Below are 26940 nucleotides of genomic sequence, written 5' to 3' on the forward strand. Positions count from 1 at the left end.
CTGCCTGCTATTCAGTCAATTTTGTGTGGATGAGTGTACCAGAAGCCTGGGGAATACCCCACCTCGCCACGGCCTCAGCCGTGCGAAACGAAGCCCGGTTCCCCGGCGGTATCGTCATCGTCTTTCGTCTGCGGCAGCGCGGCGACATCATCGTCGTTCGCCTCTTCCGCTTCATCGTGTTGCGCGCCGGCTTGCTGCGCCAGCAGCGGGTTGATCGGCCGTTTGACCTCAACCCCCAACGCGCGGAAACCTTCAATTTGGCCGATAAGATTACCACGGCCTTCGCTCAGTTTGTTCATCGCCTGACGATAACTGCCCTGCGCTTTGTCCAGGCTCTGCCCCAGCGCGGACATATCGTCCACGAACAGCCGCATCTTGTCATACAGTTTCGCCGCGCGATCGGCGATGCGCTGGGCGTTCTGGCTTTGATGCTCATAGCGCCACAGGTTGGTGATAGTGCGCAGCGCCACCAGCAACGTGGTCGGGCTGACCAGCATGATGTTGTGCTTGAGCGCTTCGCTGATCAGCTCTGGCTCGCGATCGATAGCCAGCAGGAAGGCGGGCTCGACCGGAATGAACATCAGCACATAGTCCAGCGAGCGCAGCCCCGGCAGCTGCTGATAGTCCTTGCGGCCCAGCATGCGAATGTGGCCGCGCAGCGAGGCGATATGTTCGCTCAGCGCCGCTTCGCGCTCCACCTCGTCTTCGCCGTTGAAATAGCGCTCGTAGGCGATCAGCGACATCTTGGCGTCGATCACCACATCCTTGCCTTGCGGCAGGCGCACGATCACATCGGGCTGCATGCGGCTCTGGTGATCCACCCGCACGTTGACCTGCGTTTCATACTCGTGCCCTTCGCGCAGGCCGGAGGCCTCCAGCACCCGGCTCAGCACCACTTCGCCCCAGTTGCCCTGCGTTTTGTTGTCGCCTTTAAGCGCCTTGGTGAGGTTAATGGCCTCGCGCGCCATCTGTGCGTTCAACTGCTGCAGATTACGTATTTCGTGCGTCAGCGTGTGGCGTTCCCGCGCCTCCTGACCAAAGCTGTCCTGCACCTGACGGCGGAAACCGTCCAGCTGTTCACGCAGCGGCAGCAGCAACCGATCCAAGCTTTGCTTATTTTGCTCGTCCACCTTGCGGCCGCTGTGTTCAAAAATGCGGTTGGCGAGGTTTTCAAACTGGGTGGTGAGGCGTTGTTCGCTGTTGATAAGCAGGCGCTGCTTCTCCTCCGCCGCCATGCGCGTCTCTTCCAGACGGATGGTGACTTCGCGCAGCTCGGCCTCCTGCGCGCTGTTAACCTCGCGCTGGGCACGCAGCTCCTGGTTAAGTAGTTCGCATTCGTTGCGCCAATGGTTGAGCTGTTGCAGCTTTTCATGCCCGGCCGCCAGTTGGCTGTGCAGGTTACGCAGCTCCAGCTCGCTCTGCCGCAGCTGCTGCTCGTGGCGCTGCAAAGCCTCCTGCCGCGCCGCCGTTTCCTGTTGCGCCTGCTGCAACGCTTGCTCCAGCAACCGCTGCTCGGTTTCATGTTGCGCATTCGTCTGCTGCACCCGCAGACTGGCAATCAGCCACCCCAACAGCATGCCGATCGTTACGCCGCCAATCCCATAAATCAGACTGGTATCCACCCTGCCTCCTGTTGCACCTTGCCGTTCCGGCGTTTCGCACGCCCATTGCCCGTCACGTTAAGGGGAGGCTGTATAAGTGTCCAGCGGATTTTCATTTAAAGATACTCGCGGCATCCCTCAGGAACGCCGCGCTGATAAGAAAGGCTAAAACAGCTTGAAACGGTACTCGGCGATAAATTTAGCGGACAACGAGTGGGCGGTTTGAGCATGTCCGTCAACCAGTATCGGCGTCTTATTGGCATTCTTGTAAGACCACCCCGGTCCTGCCATCGTAAACACCGTCAAATTTTTCAACTTGGGATGAGAAGGCACCCACCGGCCAAACGCACTAACCTCACCGGTTCGGACTCCTGCGCCCTGGTAATTGAACTGGCCGACATTGCCCACCAACCCGGCGGTGAATTCAGGTGTGAGGTTATATTCAGCAATGGCCGCCATCATGGTTTCACCATGGCGCATGTAGTCTTCACCGGCGTAAGCCATTGAAGTAAAGGTGCCACGAGAATTCTTCGACATATGTCGCGGATAAAACCCGAGTTTCCCTTCCCCCTTCGGCGCTCGCGTGCGGGCGATGCCGGCTTTGAGACTCCAAAGCGGTTCCTGCCATTTAATATCGACCGCATAGTGATTGGCATACCGATCGAAGTGGCGCTTGCTCAACGCCATCTGTTTATAATCATCCAGGGCCTGAGTAGTGTAAATCTGGCTGCCCAGACTGAGTTTGTCGTTAACTTTTCTCCCCATGCGCACGATCTGGCGACGTAAATAGTTCTGTGATTCTCCATAAGCCAATTGGCTGTTAAACACTTTGTTCTCATAACCTAATTCTACGCCGGCAAGGTGGTTGATATAGCGTCCATCGTTGGTTTGCAAACGCAGGCTGTCAGGTGAATTACGATCCATGGAGCGCTCAACATAGGCCCCGCGCAAAGACAGCCCACCATTGGACACCCCGCCTGACCATCCTTGATAAGCCGTCGGAGACAGGCGAGTCGACGTAGAAATCACGCTGTAATTGCGCAGCATCTGCCAACCAACCTGAGCGCCAAGCGCCGTGCTACCCATATCGCCTTTCAATTTGATATAACGCTGGCCAACCTTGCTGTAACCCGTCGCATTCTTTTTGCTGTAGCCAGGACCATTGTTATACAACACGCCTCGAGTATTGAAATAATCACTGGCTCCCAGCTTCACTGCACTGTAGTAATCGACGTTAACACCGACAAAATCTGCCCAATAACCAGACTGATAACTCATCGCTACCCCTTGTCCCCAGGCGTTATGCACCTCTTTCGGGTTAGCGGCGTCTTCTTTGAGATACTGCCAGTAATTTTTCACAGAGAGCTCAGCATGACTGTCACTGAAAAAAGGCGACATCAGAAAGCGTTTATCGGTTGCTTGAGCGCTGGTTGATAACAGCGCAATGAAAATAAAACACCATGAAGTAGCGTTTTTCATTATATTCCCCCTGAAATAGGCACGCCCATGCTTCTCCGGGACAAACTCATGTCACCCCGGATTATTTAGCGGAATTGTTATTTAATAAATTTTATCATCTGCGATTATTATTTAAGATTGCCTTTCCTTTAGCGACATAACTCATATCCCCAATATCTTTTACCGTATAAGCCCCATTTTCATAAGTAATTCTCACGACGGCGGCGTTAGACAGAGATTTGTTTTTATCCGGATTATCCGTCATATCAGAAATCATCATCTGCATCGACAATCCGGAAGAGACCGCCAATATATTTTTATCCCCATTTTTTGTCGCTTCCATCACCATGGCATATAATGCTCGCTGCATGCGCGTTCTTACCTGTATTGCCGTTTCCGCTTCTTTCTTCTCGTCGCTCTGCCCAATGGCATCCACCATAGGGATAAGAGAAACGCGGCCTGCTTTCATTTCTTCAAACAGCACCTTTCCTGAAGCCAGCCCAAGCTTTTTCGCTGCGGCGTCGGCCATTTCACCGTTGGGAAGCCCTTCAAATCCGCCAAAAAACATTTCTCGCAGATCGGGCAATTCCGTCACTCGAGCTTGCGACTTTCCCATCTCCCTCAAGATCACCTGCATCGTTTCACGCTGACGTCCGGCATCGCTGGTGTAATAACGATCGAAAGGAACGTCTTTCAGACCTGCACCAAGATAGCGGGCCGTTTCTACCCCGGCCGGCGTTAGCGGTGAATCTGCCCAGCCTTGCACCCGATCGTAAGTGTTGAGCAGGGTCTTGCCGTGACGTGCGAAATAAATATTGACGCTGTCGGTCTCCGAGGCAGAAACGTTGCTAGCCGACATGGCGGAAAGAGAAAGAGCGGTAACAAACAACCACGTTTTAATTTTCATCTCGTATTCCTCAGTGAAAATGATATCCATAAATTAATTTTTAATCGTCAGCAGATCGCAATCAGAATAATTGCAAAAAAAAACCCAAACCCGCGACAGATGTTTTCCTGCGGGTTTGGGTTTTGCCTGTTTATTAACAGTAACAATCCACTTACTGGTGAAATTAACACCATAGGATGAATAAAGGAATGTAAAAACATCAAATAGAGAGAGATTCGTGATCGAATTCTCACTCTATCATTAATAATAACTCAATAGCTTAAATCATCCCGTTACGGCGTTAACCCAGCCACTGGCTGAGCCACTTGATGCCGAATGCCCCCGGCGCCAGAATGCCGAACGCCCAGATCATCGCCGACGTGACGTTGGCTAACTGGAAATAACGCTGCGGCATGCCGCAAATGCCGCCTACCAGCGGCACCACGGCGCGCAGCGGGCCGAAGAAGCGGCCGATGAAGATGCCCAGTACGCCCCAGCGTTCAAAGAACGCGTGGCCGCGCGCCAGCAGCTGCGGATTGCGCGACAGCGGCCACATATGCGCCACCCGGTCCTGATAGTGATAGCCGATCCAGTAAGAGAGCCAGTCGCCGAAAAACGCCCCGGCGGCGGCGGCGGCCCAAATCGGCCAAAATGCGATGCCGCTTTCGCCGATCAGCGCGCCCAGCGCCAGCAGGATCACCGTGGCCGGCAGCAGCAGCGACAAAAACGCCAGCGACTCGCCGAACGCCAGGAAGAAGATGATGGGAATGGCCCAGCCTTCGTGCTGACGCACGACGTCGCTGACCCAGTTGATAACGTCATTGAGGCTCAATGCGGGGCTCCTGATACGCGATAATTCGCCGCCTAGGATAGGCCGGGGCGAGTTAAACCCCGGCTAAACGCGCGGCGATTTACTCGAGGTAGAACGCCTGCAGCGCTTCGCGCTGGGCCGCGCCCAGACCGTATTCGGCTTCCAGCCAGCGGTCGGTGGAACCGTATTGCTGGCGGATGCAGCCCAACGCCGTCATCAGGAACTCCTCGCGCGCGCTGAGCACGTAGGCGAATTGCTCCAGCGCCGCCGCATTCAGCTTGATAGACAGCTGATCCAGCATCTGCTCGCGGAAAGTGGCCAGCGTGGTTTCGGTCAGCAGATAGTCTTCCAGCACCGTCGCTTCGTCGGCCCCCAGCGCGAACAGCACCAGTGCCGAACCGACCCCGGTGCGATCCTTGCCGACCGCGCAGTGCTGCACGATGGCGCCGCCGCCAGGATTGCTCAACAGCTGCGCCAGCCGCTGATAGGCCGCATTGCCGAACGGTAGGCGGCGATACAGCTCCAGCATGAACGCGCGGGCGTCGAAGGCGGCCAGCGTTTCGTTGGTGAGCTTTTCCAGGTTGGCGTTGACTTCGCTGCTCAGCGGGTTGGCCGGCACGTGGTGATAATCGGCGCCATTCCACAGAACATCCGGCTTGGCCTGCACCTCGTCGGCATCGCGGTAGTCCAGCACCGAGCGCACCGGCACACCGGCGAGAAAGGTGCAATCGTTTTCCGTCAACCGCTCGAGGGAGCCGGAGCGGAACAGCAGGCCGCGCTTGATGCGGCGCCCGTCGGCCACGCCGTTGCCGCCGAAGTCGCGGAAATTGATGCCGCCGTCGAGCGGCGCGAGCGAAGGATGAAGCAAGATCTGGGCGGTCATAAACGTCCTCGTTGTTTTCGTTCTGACGACGCGCGGCGGCCATCGGCGCAGCGCTGAGGAGTATCACCGTAACAGATTCGCCGCGAATGGAAAAACGGGCCGCGTCGGCGGCCCGCTGGGGGAAAGGCGATTACAGCAGGCGGCGGGCGGCGTCCACCACGATCTGCACCGCTTTGCTTTCGGTGTTTTTCATGGTCTCGGCGTTCGGGATCTCTTGCTGGGTGCGGTTGACGATCACCCCGGCCACCATGCCGGCACGCAGGCCTTGGCTGGCGCACATGGTCAACAGCGTGGCGGATTCCATTTCATAGTTCATCACGCCCATCGCCTGCCACTCTTCCATCGAGCCTTTGAAGCGGCTGACTACACGGCCGGAGTAAGTGTCGTAACGCTCCTGGCCCGGATAGAAGGTATCGGAAGAGGCAGTGACGCCGATGTGCGTGGTAGCGCCGCTGGCTTTGGCCGCTTCCACCAGCGCGGTGGTGCAGGCGAAGTCCGCGACCGCCGGGAACTCCATCGGTGCAAAGTGCAGGCTGGCGCCGTCGAGGCGTACCGCCGCCGTGGTGACCAGCACGTCACCGACGTTGATGTTCGCCTGAATGGCGCCGGTGGTGCCGATGCGCAGGAAAGTGCGAATGCCCAGCTGCGCCAGCTCTTCCACCGCGATAGAGGTAGACGGGCCGCCGATACCGGTAGAGCAGACGATCACCGCCTTGCCGTCCAGCTCCGCGCGCCAGGTAGTGAATTCACGATGGGAGGCCAGATGCACCGGATTTTCCATCAGCTTGGCAATCTTCTCTACGCGCTGCGGATCGCCCGGCACGATGGCAAGCTGGGCCCCTTGTAAATCGTTCTTGGTGAGGCCGAGATGAAAAACGTCAGACTGAGACATACGAGACTCCTCATGGATCGTGTTTATTGGGAGGAACAAAAAAGCACTCTACTGAAAATCGCCGCTTAATTTCGTGACGACAGTCACTATGAAAAGAGAAACAAATTACATGCTACATATTTTTTGTGATTTTTATCACAAAAAATACTGTAACGCACCCAGAGCGCACCGCTCCACCTCAGTCTAGTCGACAAATCTTGTCGCCCTCTGCCCGTTGATTGCCGGCTGAAACTATTTAGCTGAGCAATTCGAAATAACCCCATCTTATCGGTTGCTTAGGGACAAAAAAGCCCTCTAACGCACCTTATGGCACTTACGCAGGGCAAAACGCGTAATAACATGATAAAAAGCGCTTAAAAATGCCGCAAAGCCAGATAATTAGCCGTTTTTTATCAACTTGTCTTAAAGTGCGCCACGCAGCGCCAATAATGGGTAATCTTTCCTATAGTTAATCTCAGCGCTTTTTTCTATTGCACGGAGACCGCAATGAAAACCGAACATGTGATGACATTAGAACAGGCTCAGGGGGGATTCGCCCCGGCCGCCGCGCCGTTGGCCGCCTCCGCGATTATCACCGACGAACAGGGCATTCACGCCGGGCAAACCACCATCCCGTCTCAGGGCGACGCGCTGCCGGCCTACGTCGCCAAACCCGCCGACCAGAGCGGCCCTTTCCCCATCGTGCTGGTGGTGCAGGAAATCTTCGGCGTCCATGAACATATTCAGGATCTGTGCCGCCGCCTGGCCAAGCAGGGCTATCTGGCGATCGCGCCCGAGCTCTATTTCCGCCAGGGCGACGCCAACGACTACACCGATATCGGCGAGCTGTTCCAGCAGTTGGTCACCAAGGTGCCGGATCGTCAGGTGCTGTCGGATCTGGATCACGCCGCGCACTGGGCTATCCGCCACGGCGGCGACGCCGGCAAGCTGGCGATCACCGGTTTTTGCTGGGGTGGCCGCATCACCTGGCTGTACGCGGCGCATAACCCGCAGTTGAAGGCGGCGGTCGCCTGGTACGGCAAACTGGTCGGCGAGAAAACGCTGAATTCACCGAAGCAGCCGGTCGACGTCGCCACCCACCTGTCGGCGCCGGTGCTGGGGCTGTATGGCGGGCAGGACAGCGGCATCCCGCTGGAGACGGTGGAAACCATGCGTCAGGCGATCCGCGCCGCCAACGCCGAGGCCGAAATCGTGGTGTATCCCGAAGTCGGGCATGCGTTCAACGCCGACTATCGCCCCAGCTACAACGCCGAAGCGGCGCAAGACGGCTGGCAGCGCATGCTGGCATGGTTCGCCCAGCACGGCGTCAAATAATTTCCCGCGCATAAAAAAGGGCGCCGAAGCGCCCAATCATCACACCAGTAAATCTATAAGCGGCGGTTTATCCGCCGCACGGCATCACGCGTGCTCGCGCAGGCGCTGTGCCGCCAATACCATGTTGGCCAGCGACTGCCGGGTTTCCGGCCAGCCGCGGGTTTTCAGGCCGCAATCCGGGTTAACCCACAGGCGTTCCGCCGGGATGTTCTGCGCCGCTTTACGCAGCAGCGCTTCAATCCATTCCACGCTCGGCACGTTCGGCGAGTGGATATCGTAGACGCCCGGCCCGATTTCGTTCGGGTATTCGAACTCTTTGAAGGCTTCCAGCAGATCCATATCGGAACGCGAGGTCTCGATGGTGATCACGTCGGCGTCCAGCGCGGCGATGGAGTCCATGATGTCGTTGAACTCGCAGTAACACATGTGGGTGTGGATCTGGGTGTCGTCCCGCGCCACGGCGGCGTTCAGTTTGAAGGCGTCCACCGCCCAGTTCAGGTACGCGGCCCAGTCGGATTGGCGCAGCGGCAGCCCTTCGCGCAGGGCGGGTTCGTCGATCTGGATGATGCCGATACCGGCTTTTTCCAAATCTTCCACCTCGTCGCGCAGCGCCAGCGCAATCTGCTTGGCAATCACTTCGCGGGTCACGTCTTCACGCGGGAACGACCAGCACAGGATGGTCACCGGCCCGGTCAGCATGCCTTTCACCGGCTTGTCGGTCAGCGACTGGGCGAATTTGGCCCATTCGACGGTGATGGCTTCCGGGCGGCTGACGTCGCCGATGATGACCGGCGGCTTCACGCAGCGGGAGCCGTAGCTCTGCACCCAGCCGTTTTGGGTAAACACGAAGCCGTCCAGGTTCTCGCCGAAATACTCCACCATGTCGTTACGCTCGGCTTCACCGTGCACCAGCACGTCCAGCCCGAGGCGCTCCTGCTCGACGATCGCCTGTTTGATGTGCTCACCGATGCTGGTGCGGTAGTTATTGCCGTCCAAACGGCCCTGTTTGAAGTCCAGACGCAGGCCGCGGATCTCGGTGGTCTGCGGGAACGAACCGATGGTGGTGGTCGGCCAGGCCGGCAGGTTGAAACGTTCGCGCTGCGCCTTGGCGCGCTCGGCGTAAGCGCTGTGGCGTTCGCTGTCCTGCGCGGTGATCGCGGCCAGCCGGCGCTCAACCCGTGGGTTGTGCACGCGGCTCGACTGACGGCGGGCGCGGATCGGTGCGCTGTAGGCATCCAGTTCAGCCTGCTTGGCCGCGTCAGGCGCGTTCAGCGCCGAGCTCAACAGCGCCAGCTCGGCGCATTTTTGCAGCGCGAAGGCGAACCAGCTTTTCACTTCTTCGTCCAGACGGCTTTCCACGCTCAGGTCGATCGGGCTGTGCAGCAGTGAACAGGAGCTGCCGATCCACAGTGGGCGGGTGCCCACCAGCGGCTGAAGACGTTCGAACCAGCGGCTCAGATCGGCGCGCCAGACGTTGCGGCCGTTGATGACGCCCAGCGACAGCAGCCAGTCGTTCGGCAGTGCGGCGCTCAGCGCGGCAATATCGTCATGGCCGGCGACCAGATCGACGTGCAGCCCCTGCACCGGCAGCGTGCGGACGGTATCGAGGTTGTGGCCGACGCTGTCGAAATACGTGGTCAGCAGCAGCTTCACCTGCCCCTGCAGCGCGTCGTAAGCCGGTTTGAACGCATCCAGCCAGGCTTGCGGCAGCTCCAGCACCAGCGCAGGCTCGTCAATTTGCACCCACTCGACGCCGCGTTTCGCCAGCTCGGCCAGCACCTGTTGGTAAACCGGCAGGATGTCTTTCAGCAGCGACAGGCGATCGAACGGCTCGCCCTTCACCTTACCCAGCCACAGATAGGTCACCGGGCCCAGCAGCACCGGCTTGATGCGATGGCCGAGCGCCAGCGCTTCGTCCACTTCGTCCAGCAGCTGAGTCCAGCCCAGCTTGAACTGCTGGCCTTGCTGGAATTCGGGCACCATGTAGTGATAGTTGGTGTTGAACCATTTGGTCATTTCCGCCGCGGCCGCCGGCTCGCCGGTCGGTGCGCGGCCACGGCCGATGCGAAACAGCGTGTCCAGATCGATCGAGCCATCCGCATTCTGATGGCGCGCCGGCACGTTGCCCAGCAGCAGGCTAGTGGTCAACACATGATCGTACCAGGCGAAATCGCCGACCGGCACCAAATCCACCCCGGCCTGCTGTTGCTGCTGCCAATGACGAGCGCGCAGCTCGCGGCCAACCGCCAACAGCTCTTCCTGCGTTGAGTTGCCGGCCCAGTAGCTTTCCTGAGCTTTTTTCAGCTCACGTCGTAGCCCAACGCGAGGAAAACCCAGTGTGTGATTCAAAATTGCCATCGTCATATCCCCCATTTAGCCGTCCAGATGTTTACACATCCATAATCAGCAGGTACTGTATTAACCACAAGCGCAATTTATTCACTGTCAATGTGAAGGACTCTCATGATCGAACTGAAACATTTACGGACGCTGCAGGCCCTGCGCAACAGCGGTTCGCTGGCGGGGGCGGCGGCCCAACTTCATCAGACGCAGTCTGCCCTGTCGCACCAGTTCAGCGATCTTGAACAACGTCTGGGCTTCAAGCTGTTCGTGCGCAAGAGCCAGCCCCTGCGCTTCACCGCCCAGGGTGAGATCCTGCTGCAGCTGGCGGAGCAGGTGCTGCCGCAGATCCAGCAGGCGCTGCAGGCCTGCCACGAGCCGCATCAGACCACGCTGCGCATCGCCATCGAATGCCACAGCTGCATTCAGTGGCTGACGCCGGCGCTGGACAACTTCCGCCGGCGTTTCCCGCAGGTGGTGATGGACTTCACTTCCGGCGTGACTTTCGATCCGCAGCCGGCCTTGCAACAGGGCGAACTGGATCTGGTGATGACGTCGGATATTCTGCCGCGCAGCGGCCTGCACTATTCGCCGATGTTCGATTTCGAGGTGCGCCTGGTGCTGGCGCCGGATCATCCGCTGGCCGGCAAAACGCACATTGAGCCGGAAGATCTGAGCGATGAAACGCTGTTGATTTACCCGGTGCAGCGCCAACGGCTGGATATCTGGCGGCATTTTCTGCAGCCGGCGGGCGTCAGCCCGGCGTTGAAGAACGTCGATAACACGCTGCTGCTGATCCAGATGGTATCGGCGCGGATGGGGATTGCGGCGCTGCCGCACTGGGTGGTGGAAAGTTTCGAACAGCAGGGTCTGGTGGTAACCAAAACCCTGGGTGACGGTCTTTGGAGCCGCCTGTATGCCGCCGTGCGCGACGGTGAACAGCGCCAGGCGGTGACCGAAGCCTTTATCCGCTCGGCCCGCCAGCACGCCTGCGATCATCTGCCGTTTGTGCGCGACGCCGCACGCCCCGGCGCGACCGGCGCCAAAGCGTTGGCGGCCGGCGTATAAACATTCGGGCCCCCCGGGCCGGGGTGGCCCGCCCGCTTAGCCGAGCTGTTTCGGCGCCACCCAGCGGCGATGCACCCACAGCGAAGCGACGATCACCGCCCCGCCGATGATAAAGCTCGGCCAATGCGGCTGCTGTTGCCAGATGGCCAGGTTGACCAACAAACCGGCCGGCACATGCATATTGTTCATGATGCCGAGCGTGCCGGCATCCACCTGCGTCGCGCCGTAGTTCCACATGAAGTAGCCCAGCCCCGACGCCACCACGCCCAGCCAGATCAGCACGCCCCACTGCAGATCGGTGGTCGGCAGCTGCTGCGGATTGCCCCACAGGAACCAGGCCACCACCGCCACCGCCGCCGCCCCCAGGTAGAACCAAGAAAATGCGGTGTGCTGCGGCAAGGGGTGCACTTCCATCAGGCGCTTATAGCCGACCATGCCGATGGCGAAGCTGATATTCGCCGCCTGCACCAACAGCAGCCCCCACCAGAAATGCTCACTCAGCTGGTGATAGCGGATAATCGCCGCGCCCAGCACCGCCAGCAACGCGCTGAAGACATAGCCCCAACGCAGGCGTCGGCCGCTCAGCAAGTCGTAGATTAGCGTGATGTACAGCGGCGTCAGCACGGTGAACAGCAGGAATTCCGGCACCGTCAGGTACAGATAGGCGCGGAAGCTGAACAGGTACATGATGCCCAGCTGGAAGGCGCCCACCAGCATATACAGCAGGATCACCTTGAGTTTGATGTTGCGCCAACGCAGAAACGGCAGAAACACCAGCGCCGCCAGCCCGATGCGCACCAGCGCCGAGAATCCGCTGTCGACGTGGCCCGCCAGGTACTCGCCAATCAGGCTGAAAGAAAATGCCCACAGAATGGTGGTTATAACCAAAAGCAGCACGATGGGTTCACCCTAAAAAGACCGAAAGGGCGATTGTAACGGAAGATGCGCACCGCGTTGGTGAAAAGGCGGTTTACATCCGAACAAAAGATAAACTACCGGCAAAATTTCACCGCTGGGTTAGGCTTAATAAAAAGGCGAGGTAACCATCATGAAAACTTCTCACATCCTGTTCGCCCTGCTGTGGCTGCCCGGCCTGGCTGCGGCGGCCAACGGCGTAACCGATCTGCGTTCACAGCAGCAGTTTCTCAACCAAAGCAGCCAGCAGGCCCAGCAACAGCGCCTGTTGAACAATCGGCAAATGGACCAACGCCGCCTGCAGCAACAGCGGCAGTTCGACAATCAGCGGCAACAGCTGATGCAAACCACGCCGAACGGCGGGCAACTGCTGCCTAATGGCAATCAGCCGCGCGATCCGTTCAATCGCACCGCGCCGGCGGTGCCGCAGGCACCGATGCCGACTACGCCCGCACGCCCATAACGGTGAGGATCAGCGGCGTAGTGATCGCCGCCAGCACGGTGGACATCACCAGGCTGGTGGCGGCCGGGCCGGTGAGCGTATTGAACTGGCGCGACATCAGGTAGACGTTCACCCCCACCGCCATCGACCCCAGCAGCACCACAACGCGGGTTTCCATCGGCGGCAGATCCATCATCCAGGCCAGCAGCCAAATCACTAACGGCTGCACCAGCAACTTCAGCACGCAGATGGCGCTGCTCAGCTGCCAGCCTTCGCTGATGCGGTACTCGGCAAGCCCCATGCCAAGCACCACCAGCGACAGCGGCGCCGCCACCTGGCCGAGCATGCTGACCGGCCGATCGACGAAGGCCGGCAGCGGCAGACCAGTCAGGCTGAACAGGGTGCCGGACAAGATGCCGACGATCAGCGGATTGGTCAGCACGCTACGCGCGGTTTTAGCGAAGCCGCTCAGCGTCGGCGAACCGTTGCGCGCCCATTCGATCGACACCGTCACCAGCGTCCACAGGATCAGGCCGTTGAACACCAGCACCAGCGCCACCGACGGGATCGCCGCCTCCCCCAGCATCACGCTGGCGATCGGCAAGCCGAGCATCACGTTATTGGAGAAAATACCGCCCAGCGCAAACACCGATCCGGCGACGCCATCCAGCCGGAAGAGATGCCGGGCGACGAGGCGGCCAAGCACGAACACGATCAGGCAACTGCCGAAGAACGCGATCAGCAGCCGGGCGTCGACCGCCGGGCGCTGCGAGAAGTCGCACATCATGCGAAACAGCATGGCGGGCAAGGCGAGGGAAAACACGAAGCGCGTCAGGCCATCGGTGATGCTGGTAGGCCATTTCCCCCAGCGAATCAGCCCATAACCCAACGCAATCAAGACGAACAGCGGTAAAGACAGCACGATCTGGTGCCACAGTGACAGGATAAAGCCAGGCATCGCATTCCTTCCGGTGGTGCGGCGGCAAGGCTTGTCGTCGCGGGATTCATCGGTGCCGGATTAAAAATCCGGGCCGATCAAATCTATCCGGTCGGTGCAAATGCAGTCAACGCCCCAGTCGAGCAGCAGGCGCGCGCGATCCGGTTGGTTGACGGTGTACACCAGAATGCGCAGCCCGGCGTCTTTCAACGCTTTTACCCGCTCGGCGGTCAGCGCTTTGTGATCGATATGCAGCGAGACACAGTCCAGGCGTTCGGTCAGCTCGCGCCAGTTGTCGTCCCAGTCCTCGAGCAGCAGGCCGCGTGGCAAATCCGGCACGGTGCGCTGCGCCGCCGCCAGCGCTTCTACCGAGAAGGAAGAAAGCAGCGGGTCGGTCTGCCCTTGCCACAGCAGCCGCGCCGCCAGCGCCACCACCCGGCCGGTTTCATCGTCGCTGCCGGTGGTCGGCTTGATCTCGATATTGGCCATCAGGCCGCGTTCCTGGCAGCGTTCCGCCACCTCCGACAACAGCGGCAGCCGCTCGCCCTTGAAGGCCGAGCTGTACCAGTTGCCGGCGTCCAGCTGCACCAGTTTGTCCCACGGCAGCTCGCCCGCCACGCCCCAACCGTTGCTGGTGCGATCCAGCGTGTCGTCGTGCAGCAGGAAAATTTGCCCGTCCTGCGCCAGCTTGGCATCGAACTCGATCATCTTGTGGCCGTGGCGCGCGCCGACGTCGATCGCCGCCAGGGTGTTTTCTGGCGCCAGAGAACCGCCGCCGCGGTGGGCGACGATATGAGGGTAAGGCCAGGGTCTAGTCATCAATCCATCCGTAATCCGCTGTGGGTGTCAAAGAAGTGCAGCGCCTGAGCAGGCAGCTGCAAATATAGCGTACTGCCCGCCGCCGGCAAGATTTCGTGCGACAGCCGCGCGATCACCCCGTGGCCGCCCCACTGGCCGTGCGCCAGATTGTCGGCCCCCAGCAGTTCCAGCGTCTGCAGCTGCAGCGGCACGCCCTGGTCTTGCGCCACCAGTTGAATATGCTCCGGCCGAATGCCCAACGTCAACTGCTGCCCCGCCCACTGCGGTTTGGCCGCCGGTAACGGCAGCGCCATGCCGTCCGCCAGCAGCAGCTGGCCGCCGTCGGCACTGAGGATGCCGGGCAAGAGGTTCATCGCCGGCGATCCGATAAAGCCGGCGACAAACAGCGAAGCCGGCCGTTGGTACACTTCGCTCGGGGTGCCGATCTGCTCCGCCACGCCCTTGTTCATTACGATGACCCGCTGCGCCAGCGTCATCGCTTCCACCTGATCGTGGGTTACGTACAGGCTGGTGGTTTTCAGACGACGATGCAGCTGTTGCAGCTCCAGGCGCATCTGCACCCGCAGTTTGGCGTCCAGGTTGGACAGCGGCTCATCGAACAGGAATACCGCCGGTTCGCGCACGATGGCGCGCCCCATCGCCACGCGCTGGCGCTGGCCGCCGGAAAGCTCGCGCGGTTTGCGTTTGAGCAGCGGCTCCAGCTCCAGGATGCGCGCCGCCTCCTCCACCCGCTGGCGGATATGATCCTTGCCGAAACCGCGGATCTTGAGGCCGTAGGCCATGTTGTCGTACACGCTCATGTGCGGATAGAGCGCGTAGTTCTGGAACACCATCGCGATGCCGCGATCCTTGGGCTCCAGATCGGTCACGCGCCGGGTATCGATATAGATATCGCCGCTGGTGGTGCGTTCCAGCCCGGCCACCATCCGCAGCAGCGTGGATTTGCCGCAGCCGGACGGGCCGACCATCACGATGAATTCGCCGTCCGCCACATCGAGGTCGATCTGTTTGATCACCGGCGTTTTACCGTCGTAAGACTTGGTGACCGCCTGTAGTTTTAATCCTGCCATCGTCGTTATTTCTCGCTATCAACCAGACCGCGCACAAACCAGCGCTGCATCAGAAGCACCACCGCCAGCGGTGGCAATAAAGTAAGAATCATCGCCGCCATCACCTGGTTCCACTGGGTCGGCGCGCCGGAAGTGGAGATCATGCTCTTGATGCCCGCCACCGCGGTGCCCATCGAGGCGTCGCTGGTGATCAGGATCGGCCACAGGTATTGGTTCCAGCCGTAGATAAAGGTGATGACGAACAGCGCCGCCAGATTGGTTTTCGACAGCGGCAGCACGATGTCCCAAAAGAAACGCATCGGCCCGGCGCCGTCGATGCGCGCCGCCTCCAGCAGCTCATCCGGCAGCGTCATGAAGAACTGACGCAGCAGGAAAGTCGCGGTGGCCGAGGCCATCAGCGGCAGCGTCAGGCCGGTGTAGCTGTCCAGCAGGTTGAGGTTGGAGATCACCTCCACCGTCGGGAAAATACGCACCTCCACCGGCAGCATCAGGGTGAGGAAAATCAGCCAGAAGAACAGGCTGCGCAGCGGAAAGCGGAAGTACACGATGGCGTAAGCCGACAGCACCGACACCGCGATCTTGCCGAAGGTGATCGCCAGCGCCATGATCACGCTGTTCAGCAGCAGCAGCGAGAACGGCACCTTGAGGTTGCCCACGCCGCCCTGCCAGATATTGCGGATGTTCTCCCACAGGTGGCCGCCGGGCACCAGCGTCATCGGCACCTGAAACACCTGTTTGTCGTCCAGCGTAGCGGCGACAAAGGCCACATACAGCGGGAACAGCACCACCAGCACGCCGATAATCAGCATCACATGGCTGAAGATATCCAGCCCGCGTCGATTCTCAATCATTGATAGCGCACCTTACGTTCAACAAAGCGGAACTGGATCACCGTCAGGCCGATCACCAGCAGCATCAGGATCACCGACTGCGCGGCAGAGCTGGAGAGATCCAATCCGGCGAAGCCTTCGCGGTAGATCTTGTAGATCAACGTGGTGGTGGACTGCACCGGCCCGCCGCCGGTGGCGGCGTCGATCACCGGGAAGGTATCGAAGAAGGCGTACACCAGATTGACCACCAGCAGGAAGAAGCTCACCGGCGCGATCAGCGGCAGCACCAGATGGAAGAAACGCCGCACCGGGCCGGCGCCGTCGATGGCCGCCGCCTCTACCAGCGAGCGCGGGATCGACTGCAGCGCCGCGAGGAAAAACAGGAAGTTATAGCTTATCTGCTGCCATACCGAGGCCAGCACCACCAGGAACATCGCCTGGCCGCTGTTTTGCGCATGGTTCCAGTTATAGCCCAGCCCGTTGAGGAAATGGGTGATCAACCCCAGGCCGGGGTTGAACAGAAAGATCCACAGCACCGCCGCCACCGCCGGTGCCACCGCATAGGGCAGGATCATCAGCGTGCGATAGAGGCGGCTGCCGCGCAGCACGTAGTCCACCAGCGCGGCGAAGAACAGCGACACCGCCAGCCCGATGCCCGCCACCAGGAAGCTGAAGATCAGCGTGGTGTAGAACGAGTCGAGATAGTAAGGATCCTGAAACAGCTGCTTAAAGTTATCCAGCCCAACAAACTGGCTGGACAGGCCGAACGGATCGAGGCTCTGCACCGAATACCACAGCGCCTCGCCGGCGGGCCATAAAAAGAAGACGGCGGTAATCAGCAGCTGCGGCAGCACCAACGCATAGGGCAACCAGCTGCAGCCGAAACCGGGACGGGAAGATGACATAGCAGTTAAACCATTAATCGGGTACGGAAGGATCGGCGTGAAGACGCGAGCCCGATCGGACGGGCCCGCGACGCAGGGTTACTTGGTTGATGCTTCGAAACGGCGCAGCAGCACGTCACCGCGCTGCACGGCGGCGTCCAACGCCTGCTGAGGCGTTTTCTTGCCGGTCCACACGCCTTCCAGCTCCTCATCCACCACGCTGCGGATCTGCGGCATGTTGCCCAGGCGCAGGCCCTTGGTGAACGGCAACGGCGGCTTGTTCAGCATCTGGCGAGTAGCGACGTCGGCACCCGGGTTCTTGTCGTAGAAGCCCTGCTGCTTGGTCAGATCGTAAGCCGCGGTGGTGATCGGCAGATAGCCGGTCTTCTGGTGCCATTCGGCGGCGATTTCCGGCTGCGCCAGGTACTGCAGGAACTCGGCCACGCCCTTGTAGGTGGCGGCGTCTTTGCCGTTCATCACCCACAGGCTGGCCCCGCCGATGATGGCGTTCTGCGGCGCGTTTTTCGCGTCGGCGTCGTACGGCATCATGCCGACGCCGTAGTTGAATTTGGCGTAGTGCTTGATGTCCGCCAGCGAACCGGAAGAAGCGGTGGTGATGGCGCAGTCTCCGTTATAAAACTTCTCGGTGGATTCGTCTTTGCGGCCGAAGTAGGTGAAATCGCCCTTCTTGTTCATCGCCTCCAGCAGCTCGATGTGCTTGACCTGCAGCGGCTTGTTGAACTCCAGCTTGGCGTTGGTGCCGCCGAACCCGTTGTTTTCGCTGGCGAACGGCACGCCGTGCCAGGCGCTGAAGTTCTCCAGCTGGATCCAGCCCTGCCAGCCGCTGGCGTAGCCGCACTTCATGCCAGCCTCACGCAGCTTGGCAGTATCCGCCGCCAGCTCCTGCCAGGTTTTCGGCGGCTGGTCCGGGTTCAGGCCGGCCTTCTTGAAGGCGTCTTTGTTGTAGTACAGCACCGGCGTGGAGCTGTTGAACGGCTGAGACAGCAGATGGCCGCTCTTGTTGTCGGTGTAATAGCCGGCTACCGTCGGCACGAACACCGACTCGTCGAAGTTGATGCCGGCCTCTTTAAACACTTCGTAGACCGGTTTGATGGCCTTGCTGGCCATCATGGTGGCGGTGCCCACCTCGTAAACCTGCAGGATCGCCGGCGCCTTGCCGGAGCGGTAAGCGGCGATGCCCGCCGCCAGGCTCTGTTCGTAGTTGCCTTTATAAACCGGCACAATCTTGACGTCGCTGTGCGACTGGTTGAAGCGATCCGCCAGGGAATCCACTTCCTTACCCAGTTCGCCTTCCATCGAATGCCAGAACGGGATCTCGGTCGCCGCCAGCGCCTGAGTGCTGACCGCCAGGGTCAACGCGACGCACAGCGTGGTTTTGCGAATAGCGTAGGTGAGCATGCCTAACTCCTGAAAAAAGCTGGTGTAAAAGCGCGTGAGCGAAAAGAATCAGTTTTTTGTTCGGAAGCTAACATGCCATGCGCGGATGACAGAAAAATAACCGTTATATGACAGCCACATGACGGCAAGGTGAAGTGAAGATGGCGGTTTGATGTCGGCGGCGGGCATGGGCTCCGCCGCCGCGAGGATTACAGCGAACGGCGCAGACGCGCCACCGCTTCCTGCATCTGCTGTTCAGTGGCGGTGGCGAAGGACAGGCGGAAGGTCGAACGATCCGGGTTGTCGGAGAAGAAATATTCCCCCGGCACGAACACCACACCCTGCTGCAGGGTGGCGTTCAGCCATTCGGTGGCGTTGAACGGCTGGCGGAAACGCGCCCACAGGAACATGCCGCCCTTCGGCTTATCGAAGGTGATGTAGTCGCCCAGCTCCTGCTCCACCAAACCGGCCAGGATCTCGCCCTTCTGTTTGTAGGCGGCGCGGATCTTGTCGATCTGCGCCGGCAGGCGGCCCAGGCCGAGGTAGCATTCGACGATGCTCTGCGACAGCGCGCTGGCGTGCAGATCCGCCGCCTGCTTGATGATCGCCACTTTATGTAGCAGGAACGGCGGCAGGATCGCCCAGCCCAACCGCAGGCCCGGCGCCAGGATCTTGGAGAAGGTCGAGGTATAGATGATGTGGTCGGTGTTGCCCAGCACCCGCTGCGACACCTGATGCAGCGTCGGGTGGCGCTCTTCGGTGAAACGCAGCTCGCCGTACGGATCGTCCTCGATGATCAGGAAGTTATGTTCGGCGGCCAGCTTCACCAGCAGTTCGCGGCGCGCGGCGCTCAGGGTGATGCCGCTGGGGTTGCCGAAGTTCGGCACCACGTACACGCCCTTGATGCGCTGGGTTTTCAGCAGCTCAGCCAGCTCTTCCACCACCATGCCGTCGCTGTCGGACGAGACCGACATGATGTTGGCTTCCGCCAGCTCCAGCGTTTGCAGCGCCGCCAGGTAGGTCGGGCGCTCCACCACGAACACGTCGCCGGGGTTGACGATGGCGCGCATCACCAAATCCAATGCCTGCTGCGAGCCGGCGGTAACCATCACCTCGTCCGCACCAGCGGTGACGCCGCGCTCGGCGCACAACGCGCAAATGCGCTCACGCAGCAGCGGGCTGCCCTCGGTCAGGCCATACTGGAACGCGCTTTTCGGCTGCTCGGTGATCGCCTGCTGCGTGGCGATGCTCAATCCTTCGAAATCGAACAGCGCATCAGAGGGGATGCCGCCCGCCAGCGAAATGACGTGTTCCATCTTGCTGTGTTTAAGCAATTCACGGATGGCCGAACTTTTTACGTTAACGATGCGCTGCGCGAGTAACCCTTCTGTCTTCATTTCTTCTTCTCGTACCTGATTATTTTAATTCGTAGGGGGACGGATTAACCGCCCAGATACGCCGACCTCACTGCTTCGTTGGCTAACAATGCAGCCCCCGTATCTTCCAACACCACGCGGCCGTTTTCCAGCACATAACCGCGGTCCGCCAATTTCAGCGCCTGATTGGCGTTTTGTTCCACCAGGAAGATGGTCATGCCCTCTTCCCGCAGCTGCTGAATGATGTCGAAAATCTGCTGGATGATGATCGGCGCCAGCCCGAGCGAGGGCTCGTCGAGCAGCAGCAGCTTCGGCTGGCTCATCAGCGCACGGCCGATGGCCAACATCTGCTGCTCGCCGCCGGACATGGTGCCGGCGCGCTGGCTTCGGCGCTCCAGCAGGCGCGGGAACAGAGTGAACACCCGTTCGATGCGCTGTTGATACTGCTGGCGATCGGCAAAGAAGCCGCCCATCGCCAGGTTTTCTTCCACCGTCATGCGCGAGAAGACACGCCGCCCTTCCGGCACGATCGCCACCGCTTCGCGCATGATGCGCGAGGTTTGCCACTGGGTGATGTCCTGGTTCTGAAAGACGATGCTGCCTTCGCTGGCGCGCGGCTCGCCGCACAGGGTGCCGAGCAGCGTGGTTTTACCGGCGCCGTTGGCGCCGATTAACGTCACGATTTCCCCCTGGCTTATCGTGAGACTGACCTGATGCAGCGCCTGAATTTTGCCGTAATGGGCGGATACCTGATTGAATGACAACATATTATTCTTCGCCCAAATAAGCCCGGATCACGTCCGGGTTGTTGCGGATCTCCGCCGGTGTGCCCTGCGCCAGCGGCGTGCCCTGATTCACCACGTAAATGCGGTCGGAAATGCCCATCACCAGCTTCATGTCGTGCTCGATCAGCAGCACCGATACCTTATGCCGATCGCGCAACTCGACGATCAGGTGATCCAGCTCGTCGGTCTCTTTCGGGTTGAGGCCGGCGGCCGGTTCGTCCAGCATCAGCAGCTCCGGCCGGGTCACCATGCAGCGGGCAATCTCCAGCCGCCGCTGCTGCCCATAGGCCAGGTTGCCCGCCGAACGGTTGGCCATCTCCAGCAGGCCGACGCGCTCCAGCCACTCTGCCGCGCGCGCCAGCGCCTCGGCTTCGGCGCGGCGGAAAGCCGGGGTTTTCAGCAACCCGGCAAACACGCCGCTTTTCAGGTGCTGATGCTGCGCCACCAGCAGGTTTTCGATCACCGTCATTTCACGGAACAGCCGCACGTGCTGAAAAGTGCGCACCACCCCCATGCGGGCGATGGCCTGCCCCGCCAATCCTTCCAGGTGGCGATCGCGCAATTTGATGGTGCCGCCGGTCGGGCGGTAAAAACCGGTCAGGCAGTTGAACACCGTGGTCTTACCGGCACCGTTGGGGCCGATCAGCGACACGATTTCACCTTCGTTCAGCGTCAACGCCACGTTGTTGACCGCCAGCAGCCCGCCGAAACGCATCGACAGGCCCTCCACCTGCAGCAAAGGTTGAACGCTCATGCCTGCTCCCCCTTACCCGCGTGAATGTCCGCCGCCTGCAGCTTCAGCTGCGGCCGCTTCATCGGCAACAGCCCCTGCGGCCGCCAAATCATCATCAGCACCATCAGCGCACCCAGCAGCAACATGCTGTATTCATTCAGATCGCGCATCAGCTCGCGCGACACCACCAGCAGGATCGCCGCCAGAATGACCGCGAACTGCGAGCCCATGCCCCCCAGTACGACGATCGCCAACACGAAGGCAGATTCGACAAAGGTGAAGGATTCCGGGCTGACGAACCCCTGGCGCGCGGCGAACAGCGTGCCGGCAAACCCGGCGAACGCGGCGCTGATGGTAAAGGCGGTCAGCTTGATGCGCGTCGGGCTGAGGCCCAGCGAGCGGCAGGCGATCTCGTCTTCGCGCAGCGCTTCCCACGCGCGCCCCAGTGGCATACGCAGCAGGCGGTTGATGACGAACAGCGTCAGCACCACCAGCAGCAGCGCCACCAGGTACAGGAACACGATGCGATCGCTCGGATCGTATTTCAGGCCGAAGAAGTTATGGAAGGTATCCCAACCGCCGTCGCGCACGCTGCGGTTGAACTCCAGGCCGAAGAAGGTCGGTTTCGGGATCTGGCTGATGCCGTTCGGCCCGCCGGTGATCTCGGTATTGTTCAGCAGCAGGATGCGCACGATCTCACCGAAGCCGAGCGTCACGATTGCCAGATAGTCGCCGCGCAGCCGCAGCACCGGGAAACCGAGCAGGAAGCCGAAGGCGGCGGTGACGATGCCCGCCAGCGGCAGGCTCTCCCAGAAGCCGAGGCCGTAATAGTGATTCAGCAGCGCGTAGGTGTAGGCGCCGATGGCGTAGAAACCGCCGTAGCCGAGCACCAGCAGACCGGACAAGCCCACCACCACGTTGAGGCCGAGGCCCAGCATCACGTAGATCAGCGTCAGGGTGGCGATATCCACCGTGCCGCGCGAGACCAGGAACGGCCAGGCGACCGCCGCGACGATGAGCAGAGCCGCCAGCAGCTTTTGCCGCGGCGTGGTGCCGTCGAAGCTCGGCAGCACGAACGCCGGGCCGGAGACTTTTTTCAATCCCTGCTGCAGCAGCGGGCGCAACAGCTGGAAGAAAAAGACGATGACGCAGCCGATGCCGATCCACATCCAGCGCACTTCCGCCGCGCCGTGCACCACCAGCTTGGTGCCGTCCAGGCTGAGCTGCATGCCCATCAGGAACGACGCCATCACGAACAGCACCGCCGTGGCGATCAGCGCATTGAGCAGATTGAGTTTCATACTTTCTCAACCTCCGGACGCCCGAGGATGCCGGTCGGCATGATCAGCAGCACCACGATCAGCAACGCGAACGACACCACGTCTTTATATTCAGTGCTGAGGTAGGCGGAGGTCAGCGCTTCCGCCACGCCCAGCACCAGGCCGCCGATCATCGCGCCGGGAATGCTGCCGATACCGCCCAGAACCGCGGCGGTGAAGGCTTTCATACCGGCCATAAAGCCGATGTAAGGGTTGATGACGCCGTAGAACTGGCCGAGCAATACCCCGGCTACCGCCGCCATCACCGCCCCGATGACGAAGGTCAGCGAGATCACCCGGTCGGTGTTGATGCCCAGCAGGCTGGCCATCTTCAGGTCTTCCGCACAGGCGCGACAGGCGCGGCCCATACGCGAATAGCGGATAAACAGCGTCAGCGCCAGCATCGCCAGGAAGGTCACGAGCCAGATGATCAGCTGCATGGTGCTGATGGTGGCGGCGAAGCCGTTGCTTTCCCCCAGCACCCACTGGCCGGTCACCAGGCTGGGCAGCGCCAGATCGCGTGAGCCCTGCGTCAGGCTGACGTAGTTTTGCAGGAATATCGACATGCCGATGGCCGAGATCAGCGCAATCAGGCGCTTGGAGTTACGCACCGGCTTGTAGGCCACCCGCTCGATGCTCCAGCCGTAGGCGCTGGCGATGACGATTGAGACCAGGAACGCGGCGCCGATCAGCAACCAGCCGACGTCGATGCCGAGCATCATCAGGGCGGCGATGACGATAAAGGAGACATAGCTGCCGATCATATACACCTCGCCGTGGGCGAAGTTGATCATGCCGATAATGCCGTAAACCATGGTGTAACCGATGGCGATCAATGCATAGGTGCTGCCCAACGTTAAGCCGTTGAACATCTGCTGCAGAAAATAGAGGAGCTGCTCTGACATACTCTGAACCCTTGGCTGCGAAACCCGCCGGCGGAGAACCGGCGGGTAAAGGGAGACGGGGCCGGCAAACCGACCCGCCGGGCGCAGCGGGCTGCGCCCCACCCTAATCATTATGGCTTATTTGATCGGTGTGGACGTGCCGTTGGCATGCCATTCGAACACGCCGAACTCGAAGCCTTTCAGATCGCCCTTGTCATCCCAGGTCAGCGGCCCCATCACGGTCTCCACCGGCTTGCCGGTTTTCAGATCCTTGACGATGTCCGCCGGCTCCTGGCTGCCGCTGCGCTCCATGCCGGTGGTCAGCGACTGCAGCGCGGCATAGGTGGTCCAGACGAACGGGCCGGTCGGATCCAGCTTCTTGGCTTTCAACGCATCGACGATCGGCTGGTTGGCAGGCACCTGGTCGTAGCGTTTCGGCAGCGTCACCAGCATGCCTTCCGAAGCGGCCCCGGCGATGTTGGACAGCGAGGAGTTGCCCACGCCCTCCGGCCCCATGAAGCGGGTGGTCAACCCGGCCTGCTTGGCCTGGCGCAGGATCTGGCCCATTTCCGGGTAGTAACCGCCGAAGTACACGAAGTCGATATTTTCTTTCTTCAGGCGCGCCACCAGGGTGGAGAAGTCTTTGTCGCCGGCGGTGATGCCTTCGAACATCGCCACTTCGGTGCCCTGTTTTTTCAGGCTGTCGCGCACCGAGCGCGCCAGACCTTCACCGTATTGCTGCTTGTCGTGCACCACGGCGATGCGCTTCGGCTTGATGTCGCTGAGGATGTATTTGGCGGCGGTCGGGCCCTGATCCGAGTCCAGGCCGGTGGTGCGCAGGATCATCTTGTAGCCGCGGGTGGTCAGATCGGCGTTGGTGGCCGCCGGGGTAATCATGATCACGCCTTCGTCTTCATAGATATCGGACGCCGGCTGGGTAGACGAGGAGCACAGGTGGCCGATCACGTAGCGAATGCCGTCGTTGATCACCTTGTTGGCGACCGCAACCGCCTGTTTCGGGTCGCAGGCGTCGTCGTATTCCACGCCGACCAGCTTGTCGCCCTTGATACCGCCCTTGGCGTTGATGTCGGCAATCGCCTGGCGCGCGCCGGTAAACTCCATGTCGCCATACTGCGCGACCGGGCCGGACATCGCCCCGACGATCGCCACCTTGATGTCTTTCGCCATGGCCGCCTGGCTCATGGCCATCGCAATACAACCCGCCAGCAGTGCCTTACCTGTTGTTAATTTCATCCGCAAATCCCCATCTGTCGTTGTGAACGTACCTGTTGTGTTTGCCTGCGCCCGATCGTTATTGACCGCTTTTGTTATAAGTAATAATGATTTAGGCGTTTTGTTGGCATTATTTTCTAATAAGACTTTATTTTTCATACCATTAAACAGGAATTTTCTTCTGCAAATCAACTTCATCCGGCAGAAACAAGCGGTGTAAACAGGATAAAATTCGAATTAAATCTGCGCTCTTTACCTTGAGGCGTAGTGCGTTGTGCTGGTTAACAATCCGTTTACTAACTATTTACTCGGAAAATGCCCCGTGCAAAAAACATATTGCACAGTAATCGTACAGAAAAACTTACACAACGCTCTGCACAAGATCTATTACACTGTCGGCATCATTTAGCTGCGCGGAAATTCTGCATGAAACTGACCATCGAGCGCCTGACCGCGCTGTCCCCGCAAGACCTTATCGACCTCGGTAAAATTTGGCCACATCAGCAGCCGGAACAGTGGCAGAGCTGGCTGAGCGACGGCAAGGCGCTGTTCGCCGCCCGCTTCAACGAGCGGCTGCTGGGGGCGGTGAAAATCGCGCTGCAGGACGACCGCGCCGAACTGCAGGACCTGCTGGTGCGCGAAGTGACGCGCCGCCGCGGCGTCGGTCTTTACCTGGTGCAGGATGCGCAGCGTCAGCTGCCGCAGGTCGCCCACTGGCAGCTGTCGACCGCCGGCCTGGCGCCGCGCGAACGCGGGGAAGTCGATAACTTCATGCGCGCCTGCGGCTTCGCACCGCAGGGCGATCTCTGGCAAAAATGAAACGCCGGCTGGCGGCGCTGGTCTTGATTGCGCTGGGGCTGGCGGCCGCGCTCCTCGGGCGCCAGCAGGCGCTGCGCCTGGCCTCAGCCTGGGATCAGCAGGTTTATGTCTGGCAGCGGGTCTGGACGCCGCAGCACGCCGATGCGCTGGCGCACAGCCGCGATCTGTTCGGTGGGCTGCGCGTGCTGGCGCTGCAGGTACATCCGCGCGAGGGCTGGCGGGAGATCCCAGCCGATCTCAGCCTGCTGAAGCAGGACGGCCGCCCGCTCTGGCTGGTAGCACGCCTCGACGGCCAGCTGCCGCAGCTGGACCAAGAAGCCATTATCCAGCGTCTGCTGGCGCTCACCCAACGCTGGCAGGCGGCCGGGCTGCCCGTCACCGGCGTCGAGATCGATCATGACGCCGCCACCGCCCGCCTGCCGGACTACCAACGCTTTCTACAGCGGCTGCGCCAACGGCTGCCCACCGCTTTGCAACTCGGCATCACCGCCCTGCCGGCCTGGATCGGCTCACCCGCTCTGCCCGGCGTACTGCAACAGGCCGACAGCTCCGTCCTGCAGGTGCACGCGGTGCTCTCGCCGCAGCAGGGGCTGTTTGACGGCCCCTTGGCGCTGCGTTGGGTGCGGCAGTACGCCGCCGTCACACCGAAGCCGTTTCGCGTCGCGCTGCCGGCCTACGGCATGGCGCTGCTGGGGTTTGATGCGCAGGGCGCGCAGGTAGAGAGCGAATCCTCGCTGCGCGTGGCGGGCAACGGCCGCGAGCTGACGGTCGCGCCGCAGCAGATCGCCGATTTTCTGCAAACGCTGGCGCAGCAAACGCCGCCCCGGCTGCGCGGCATTATCTGGTTCCGCTTGCCGCTGGCGGACGATCGGCGCGCCTGGTCGCTCGCCACGCTGCGAGCGGTGATCGAACAGCGGCCGCTGAACGTCGAGTGGCAGGTAAAATTTAGGCCTCAGCCACAGCAAAATGGGCTGTATGATCTGATAATTCAGAACAACGGGCCGGTGGACGCCCCGCTGCCGCAAGAGGTGGTCATCCGCGCCGACGACTGCCTGGCGGCGGACGCGGTCGGCAACTACCGGCTGGAATCCGCACCGCAACGGCAACGCTTTATCCGCATCAGCGGCGACCAGCTGCGCGCCGGGCAATCCCGGCCGCTGGGCTGGCTGCGCTGCCAACAACTGACGCCAGGAGGCACCCTTGTCACACCTTGATTCGCGCGCGGCACGGAACACCCGCCGCC

At 60.7% G+C, this 26940-nt stretch carries 25 protein-coding genes; 5 read left to right on the top strand and 20 right to left on the bottom strand.

Translation table 11 applies throughout. The annotated features are described in order from the left end of the window. Positions 1 to 74 precede the first annotated feature (74 nt). The 6 genes from rmuC to udp form a co-directional block, all read right to left on the bottom strand. On the bottom strand, positions 75 to 1622 hold the full coding sequence (rmuC, locus tag ACJ8HT_RS17635; protein ID WP_197653108.1) for a DNA recombination protein RmuC: 1548 nt from the start codon (positions 1620 to 1622) through the stop codon (positions 75 to 77). Positions 1623 to 1766: 144 nt separating this feature from the next. Beyond that, on the bottom strand, positions 1767 to 3080 hold the full coding sequence (locus tag ACJ8HT_RS17640; protein WP_197653109.1) for an OprD family outer membrane porin: 1314 nt from the start codon (positions 3078 to 3080) through the stop codon (positions 1767 to 1769). A 94-nt stretch (positions 3081 to 3174) separates the two neighbouring features. Beyond that, positions 3175 to 3966, bottom strand: a complete 792-nt coding sequence (locus ACJ8HT_RS17645; protein WP_197653110.1) for a histidine phosphatase family protein — start codon at positions 3964 to 3966, stop codon at positions 3175 to 3177. 280 nt (positions 3967 to 4246) lie between these two features. After that, a complete protein-coding gene (locus ACJ8HT_RS17650; RefSeq protein WP_004934438.1) occupies positions 4247 to 4777 on the bottom strand; it encodes a DedA family protein in 531 nt (176 codons plus the stop codon). Positions 4778 to 4856: 79 nt separating this feature from the next. Beyond that, on the bottom strand, positions 4857 to 5639 hold the full coding sequence (locus ACJ8HT_RS17655) for a tyrosine-protein phosphatase (protein ID WP_194572557.1): 783 nt from the start codon (positions 5637 to 5639) through the stop codon (positions 4857 to 4859). 130 nt (positions 5640 to 5769) lie between these two features. Next, complete coding sequence (gene udp, locus ACJ8HT_RS17660; RefSeq protein ID WP_004934432.1) at positions 5770 to 6531, bottom strand: uridine phosphorylase; 762 nt, start codon at positions 6529 to 6531, stop codon at positions 5770 to 5772. 486 nt (positions 6532 to 7017) lie between these two features. On the opposite strand from udp, the gene ACJ8HT_RS17665 reads away from it, so the two are divergent. Then, positions 7018 to 7845 carry a dienelactone hydrolase family protein gene (locus ACJ8HT_RS17665; protein WP_038874174.1) on the top strand — a complete coding sequence of 276 codons (828 nt, stop codon included), beginning with the start codon at positions 7018 to 7020 and terminating at the stop codon, positions 7843 to 7845. Positions 7846 to 7929: 84 nt separating this feature from the next. Here the strand turns inward: ACJ8HT_RS17665 and metE are convergent, their stop codons facing one another. Further along, positions 7930 to 10218 carry a 5-methyltetrahydropteroyltriglutamate--homocysteine S-methyltransferase gene (gene metE, locus ACJ8HT_RS17670; protein ID WP_197653111.1) on the bottom strand — a complete coding sequence of 763 codons (2289 nt, stop codon included), beginning with the start codon at positions 10216 to 10218 and terminating at the stop codon, positions 7930 to 7932. 90 nt (positions 10219 to 10308) lie between these two features. Between metE and metR the strand changes: the two genes are divergently transcribed. Further along, entirely contained in the window at positions 10309 to 11253 is a 945-nt protein-coding gene (gene metR / locus ACJ8HT_RS17675) for an HTH-type transcriptional regulator MetR (RefSeq protein ID WP_123893127.1), read from the top strand. 36 nt (positions 11254 to 11289) lie between these two features. Here metR and ACJ8HT_RS17680 read toward each other — a convergent pair whose 3' ends face one another. Beyond that, on the bottom strand, positions 11290 to 12150 hold the full coding sequence (locus tag ACJ8HT_RS17680) for a carboxylate/amino acid/amine transporter (protein ID WP_197653112.1): 861 nt from the start codon (positions 12148 to 12150) through the stop codon (positions 11290 to 11292). 151 nt (positions 12151 to 12301) lie between these two features. Here ACJ8HT_RS17680 and ACJ8HT_RS17685 point away from each other — a divergent pair, with 151 nt between their 5' ends. Then, positions 12302 to 12631, top strand: coding sequence for a hypothetical protein (locus ACJ8HT_RS17685; protein ID WP_194572555.1), 330 nt, complete (start codon positions 12302 to 12304; stop codon positions 12629 to 12631). On the opposite strand, the gene ACJ8HT_RS17690 is transcribed toward ACJ8HT_RS17685, so the two are convergent. The 12 genes from ACJ8HT_RS17690 to ACJ8HT_RS17745 all read right to left on the bottom strand — a co-directional run bounded on the left by ACJ8HT_RS17690 (position 12612) and on the right by ACJ8HT_RS17745 (position 24899). Beyond that, positions 12612 to 13568 (bottom strand): AEC family transporter, encoded by a 957-nt coding sequence (locus ACJ8HT_RS17690; RefSeq protein WP_174137487.1) that lies wholly within the window; start codon positions 13566 to 13568, stop codon positions 12612 to 12614. The genes ACJ8HT_RS17685 and ACJ8HT_RS17690 overlap by 20 nt on opposite strands. Before the next feature lie 60 nt (positions 13569 to 13628). Continuing rightward, the gene (gene ugpQ, locus ACJ8HT_RS17695; RefSeq protein ID WP_197653113.1) at positions 13629 to 14366 is read right to left on the bottom strand and encodes a glycerophosphodiester phosphodiesterase; all 738 of its coding nucleotides are present in this window, start codon (positions 14364 to 14366) and stop codon (positions 13629 to 13631) included. Beyond that, positions 14366 to 15436, bottom strand: coding sequence for a sn-glycerol-3-phosphate import ATP-binding protein UgpC (locus ACJ8HT_RS17700; RefSeq protein ID WP_197653114.1), 1071 nt, complete (start codon positions 15434 to 15436; stop codon positions 14366 to 14368). The genes ugpQ and ACJ8HT_RS17700 overlap by 1 nt, the downstream gene beginning before the upstream one ends. Positions 15437 to 15441: 5 nt before the next feature. Further along, complete coding sequence (gene ugpE / locus ACJ8HT_RS17705) at positions 15442 to 16287, bottom strand: sn-glycerol-3-phosphate ABC transporter permease UgpE (protein ID WP_019455301.1); 846 nt, start codon at positions 16285 to 16287, stop codon at positions 15442 to 15444. After that, positions 16284 to 17171 (bottom strand): sn-glycerol-3-phosphate ABC transporter permease UgpA, encoded by an 888-nt coding sequence (gene ugpA / locus ACJ8HT_RS17710; protein ID WP_015376293.1) that lies wholly within the window; start codon positions 17169 to 17171, stop codon positions 16284 to 16286. The genes ugpE and ugpA overlap by 4 nt, the downstream gene beginning before the upstream one ends. Before the next feature lie 78 nt (positions 17172 to 17249). Continuing rightward, a complete protein-coding gene (gene ugpB, locus ACJ8HT_RS17715; RefSeq protein ID WP_049195230.1) occupies positions 17250 to 18569 on the bottom strand; it encodes a sn-glycerol-3-phosphate ABC transporter substrate-binding protein UgpB in 1320 nt (439 codons plus the stop codon). A 188-nt stretch (positions 18570 to 18757) separates the two neighbouring features. Then, entirely contained in the window at positions 18758 to 19945 is a 1188-nt protein-coding gene (locus ACJ8HT_RS17720; protein ID WP_194572551.1) for an aminotransferase-like domain-containing protein, read from the bottom strand. Positions 19946 to 19989: 44 nt separating this feature from the next. Continuing rightward, complete coding sequence (livF, locus tag ACJ8HT_RS17725; RefSeq protein WP_197653115.1) at positions 19990 to 20691, bottom strand: high-affinity branched-chain amino acid ABC transporter ATP-binding protein LivF; 702 nt, start codon at positions 20689 to 20691, stop codon at positions 19990 to 19992. A gap of 1 nt (position 20692) precedes the next feature. Continuing rightward, entirely contained in the window at positions 20693 to 21463 is a 771-nt protein-coding gene (gene livG / locus ACJ8HT_RS17730) for a high-affinity branched-chain amino acid ABC transporter ATP-binding protein LivG (RefSeq protein WP_025304904.1), read from the bottom strand. Next, the gene (locus tag ACJ8HT_RS17735; protein ID WP_060441197.1) at positions 21460 to 22743 is read right to left on the bottom strand and encodes a high-affinity branched-chain amino acid ABC transporter permease LivM; all 1284 of its coding nucleotides are present in this window, start codon (positions 22741 to 22743) and stop codon (positions 21460 to 21462) included. The genes livG and ACJ8HT_RS17735 overlap by 4 nt, the downstream gene beginning before the upstream one ends. Next, a complete protein-coding gene (gene livH, locus ACJ8HT_RS17740; protein WP_038874154.1) occupies positions 22740 to 23666 on the bottom strand; it encodes a high-affinity branched-chain amino acid ABC transporter permease LivH in 927 nt (308 codons plus the stop codon). Before livH ends, ACJ8HT_RS17735 begins: the two co-directional genes overlap by 4 nt. A 117-nt stretch (positions 23667 to 23783) precedes the next feature. Beyond that, complete coding sequence (locus ACJ8HT_RS17745) at positions 23784 to 24899, bottom strand: branched-chain amino acid ABC transporter substrate-binding protein (RefSeq protein ID WP_025304902.1); 1116 nt, start codon at positions 24897 to 24899, stop codon at positions 23784 to 23786. A gap of 405 nt (positions 24900 to 25304) precedes the next feature. Here ACJ8HT_RS17745 and panM point away from each other — a divergent pair, with 405 nt between their 5' ends. Together panM and ACJ8HT_RS17755 are read left to right on the top strand one after the other, a co-directional pair. Continuing rightward, a complete protein-coding gene (panM, locus tag ACJ8HT_RS17750) occupies positions 25305 to 25697 on the top strand; it encodes an aspartate 1-decarboxylase autocleavage activator PanM (RefSeq protein WP_049198652.1) in 393 nt (130 codons plus the stop codon). Further along, a complete protein-coding gene (locus ACJ8HT_RS17755; RefSeq protein WP_194572549.1) occupies positions 25694 to 26911 on the top strand; it encodes a DUF3142 domain-containing protein in 1218 nt (405 codons plus the stop codon). Before panM ends, ACJ8HT_RS17755 begins: the two co-directional genes overlap by 4 nt. Positions 26912 to 26940: the final 29 nt, after the last annotated feature.

This window comes from Serratia sp. CY44782 (genome assembly GCF_052168715.1).
GTDB classification, from domain to species: Bacteria; Pseudomonadota; Gammaproteobacteria; order Enterobacterales; family Enterobacteriaceae; genus Serratia; species Serratia nevei.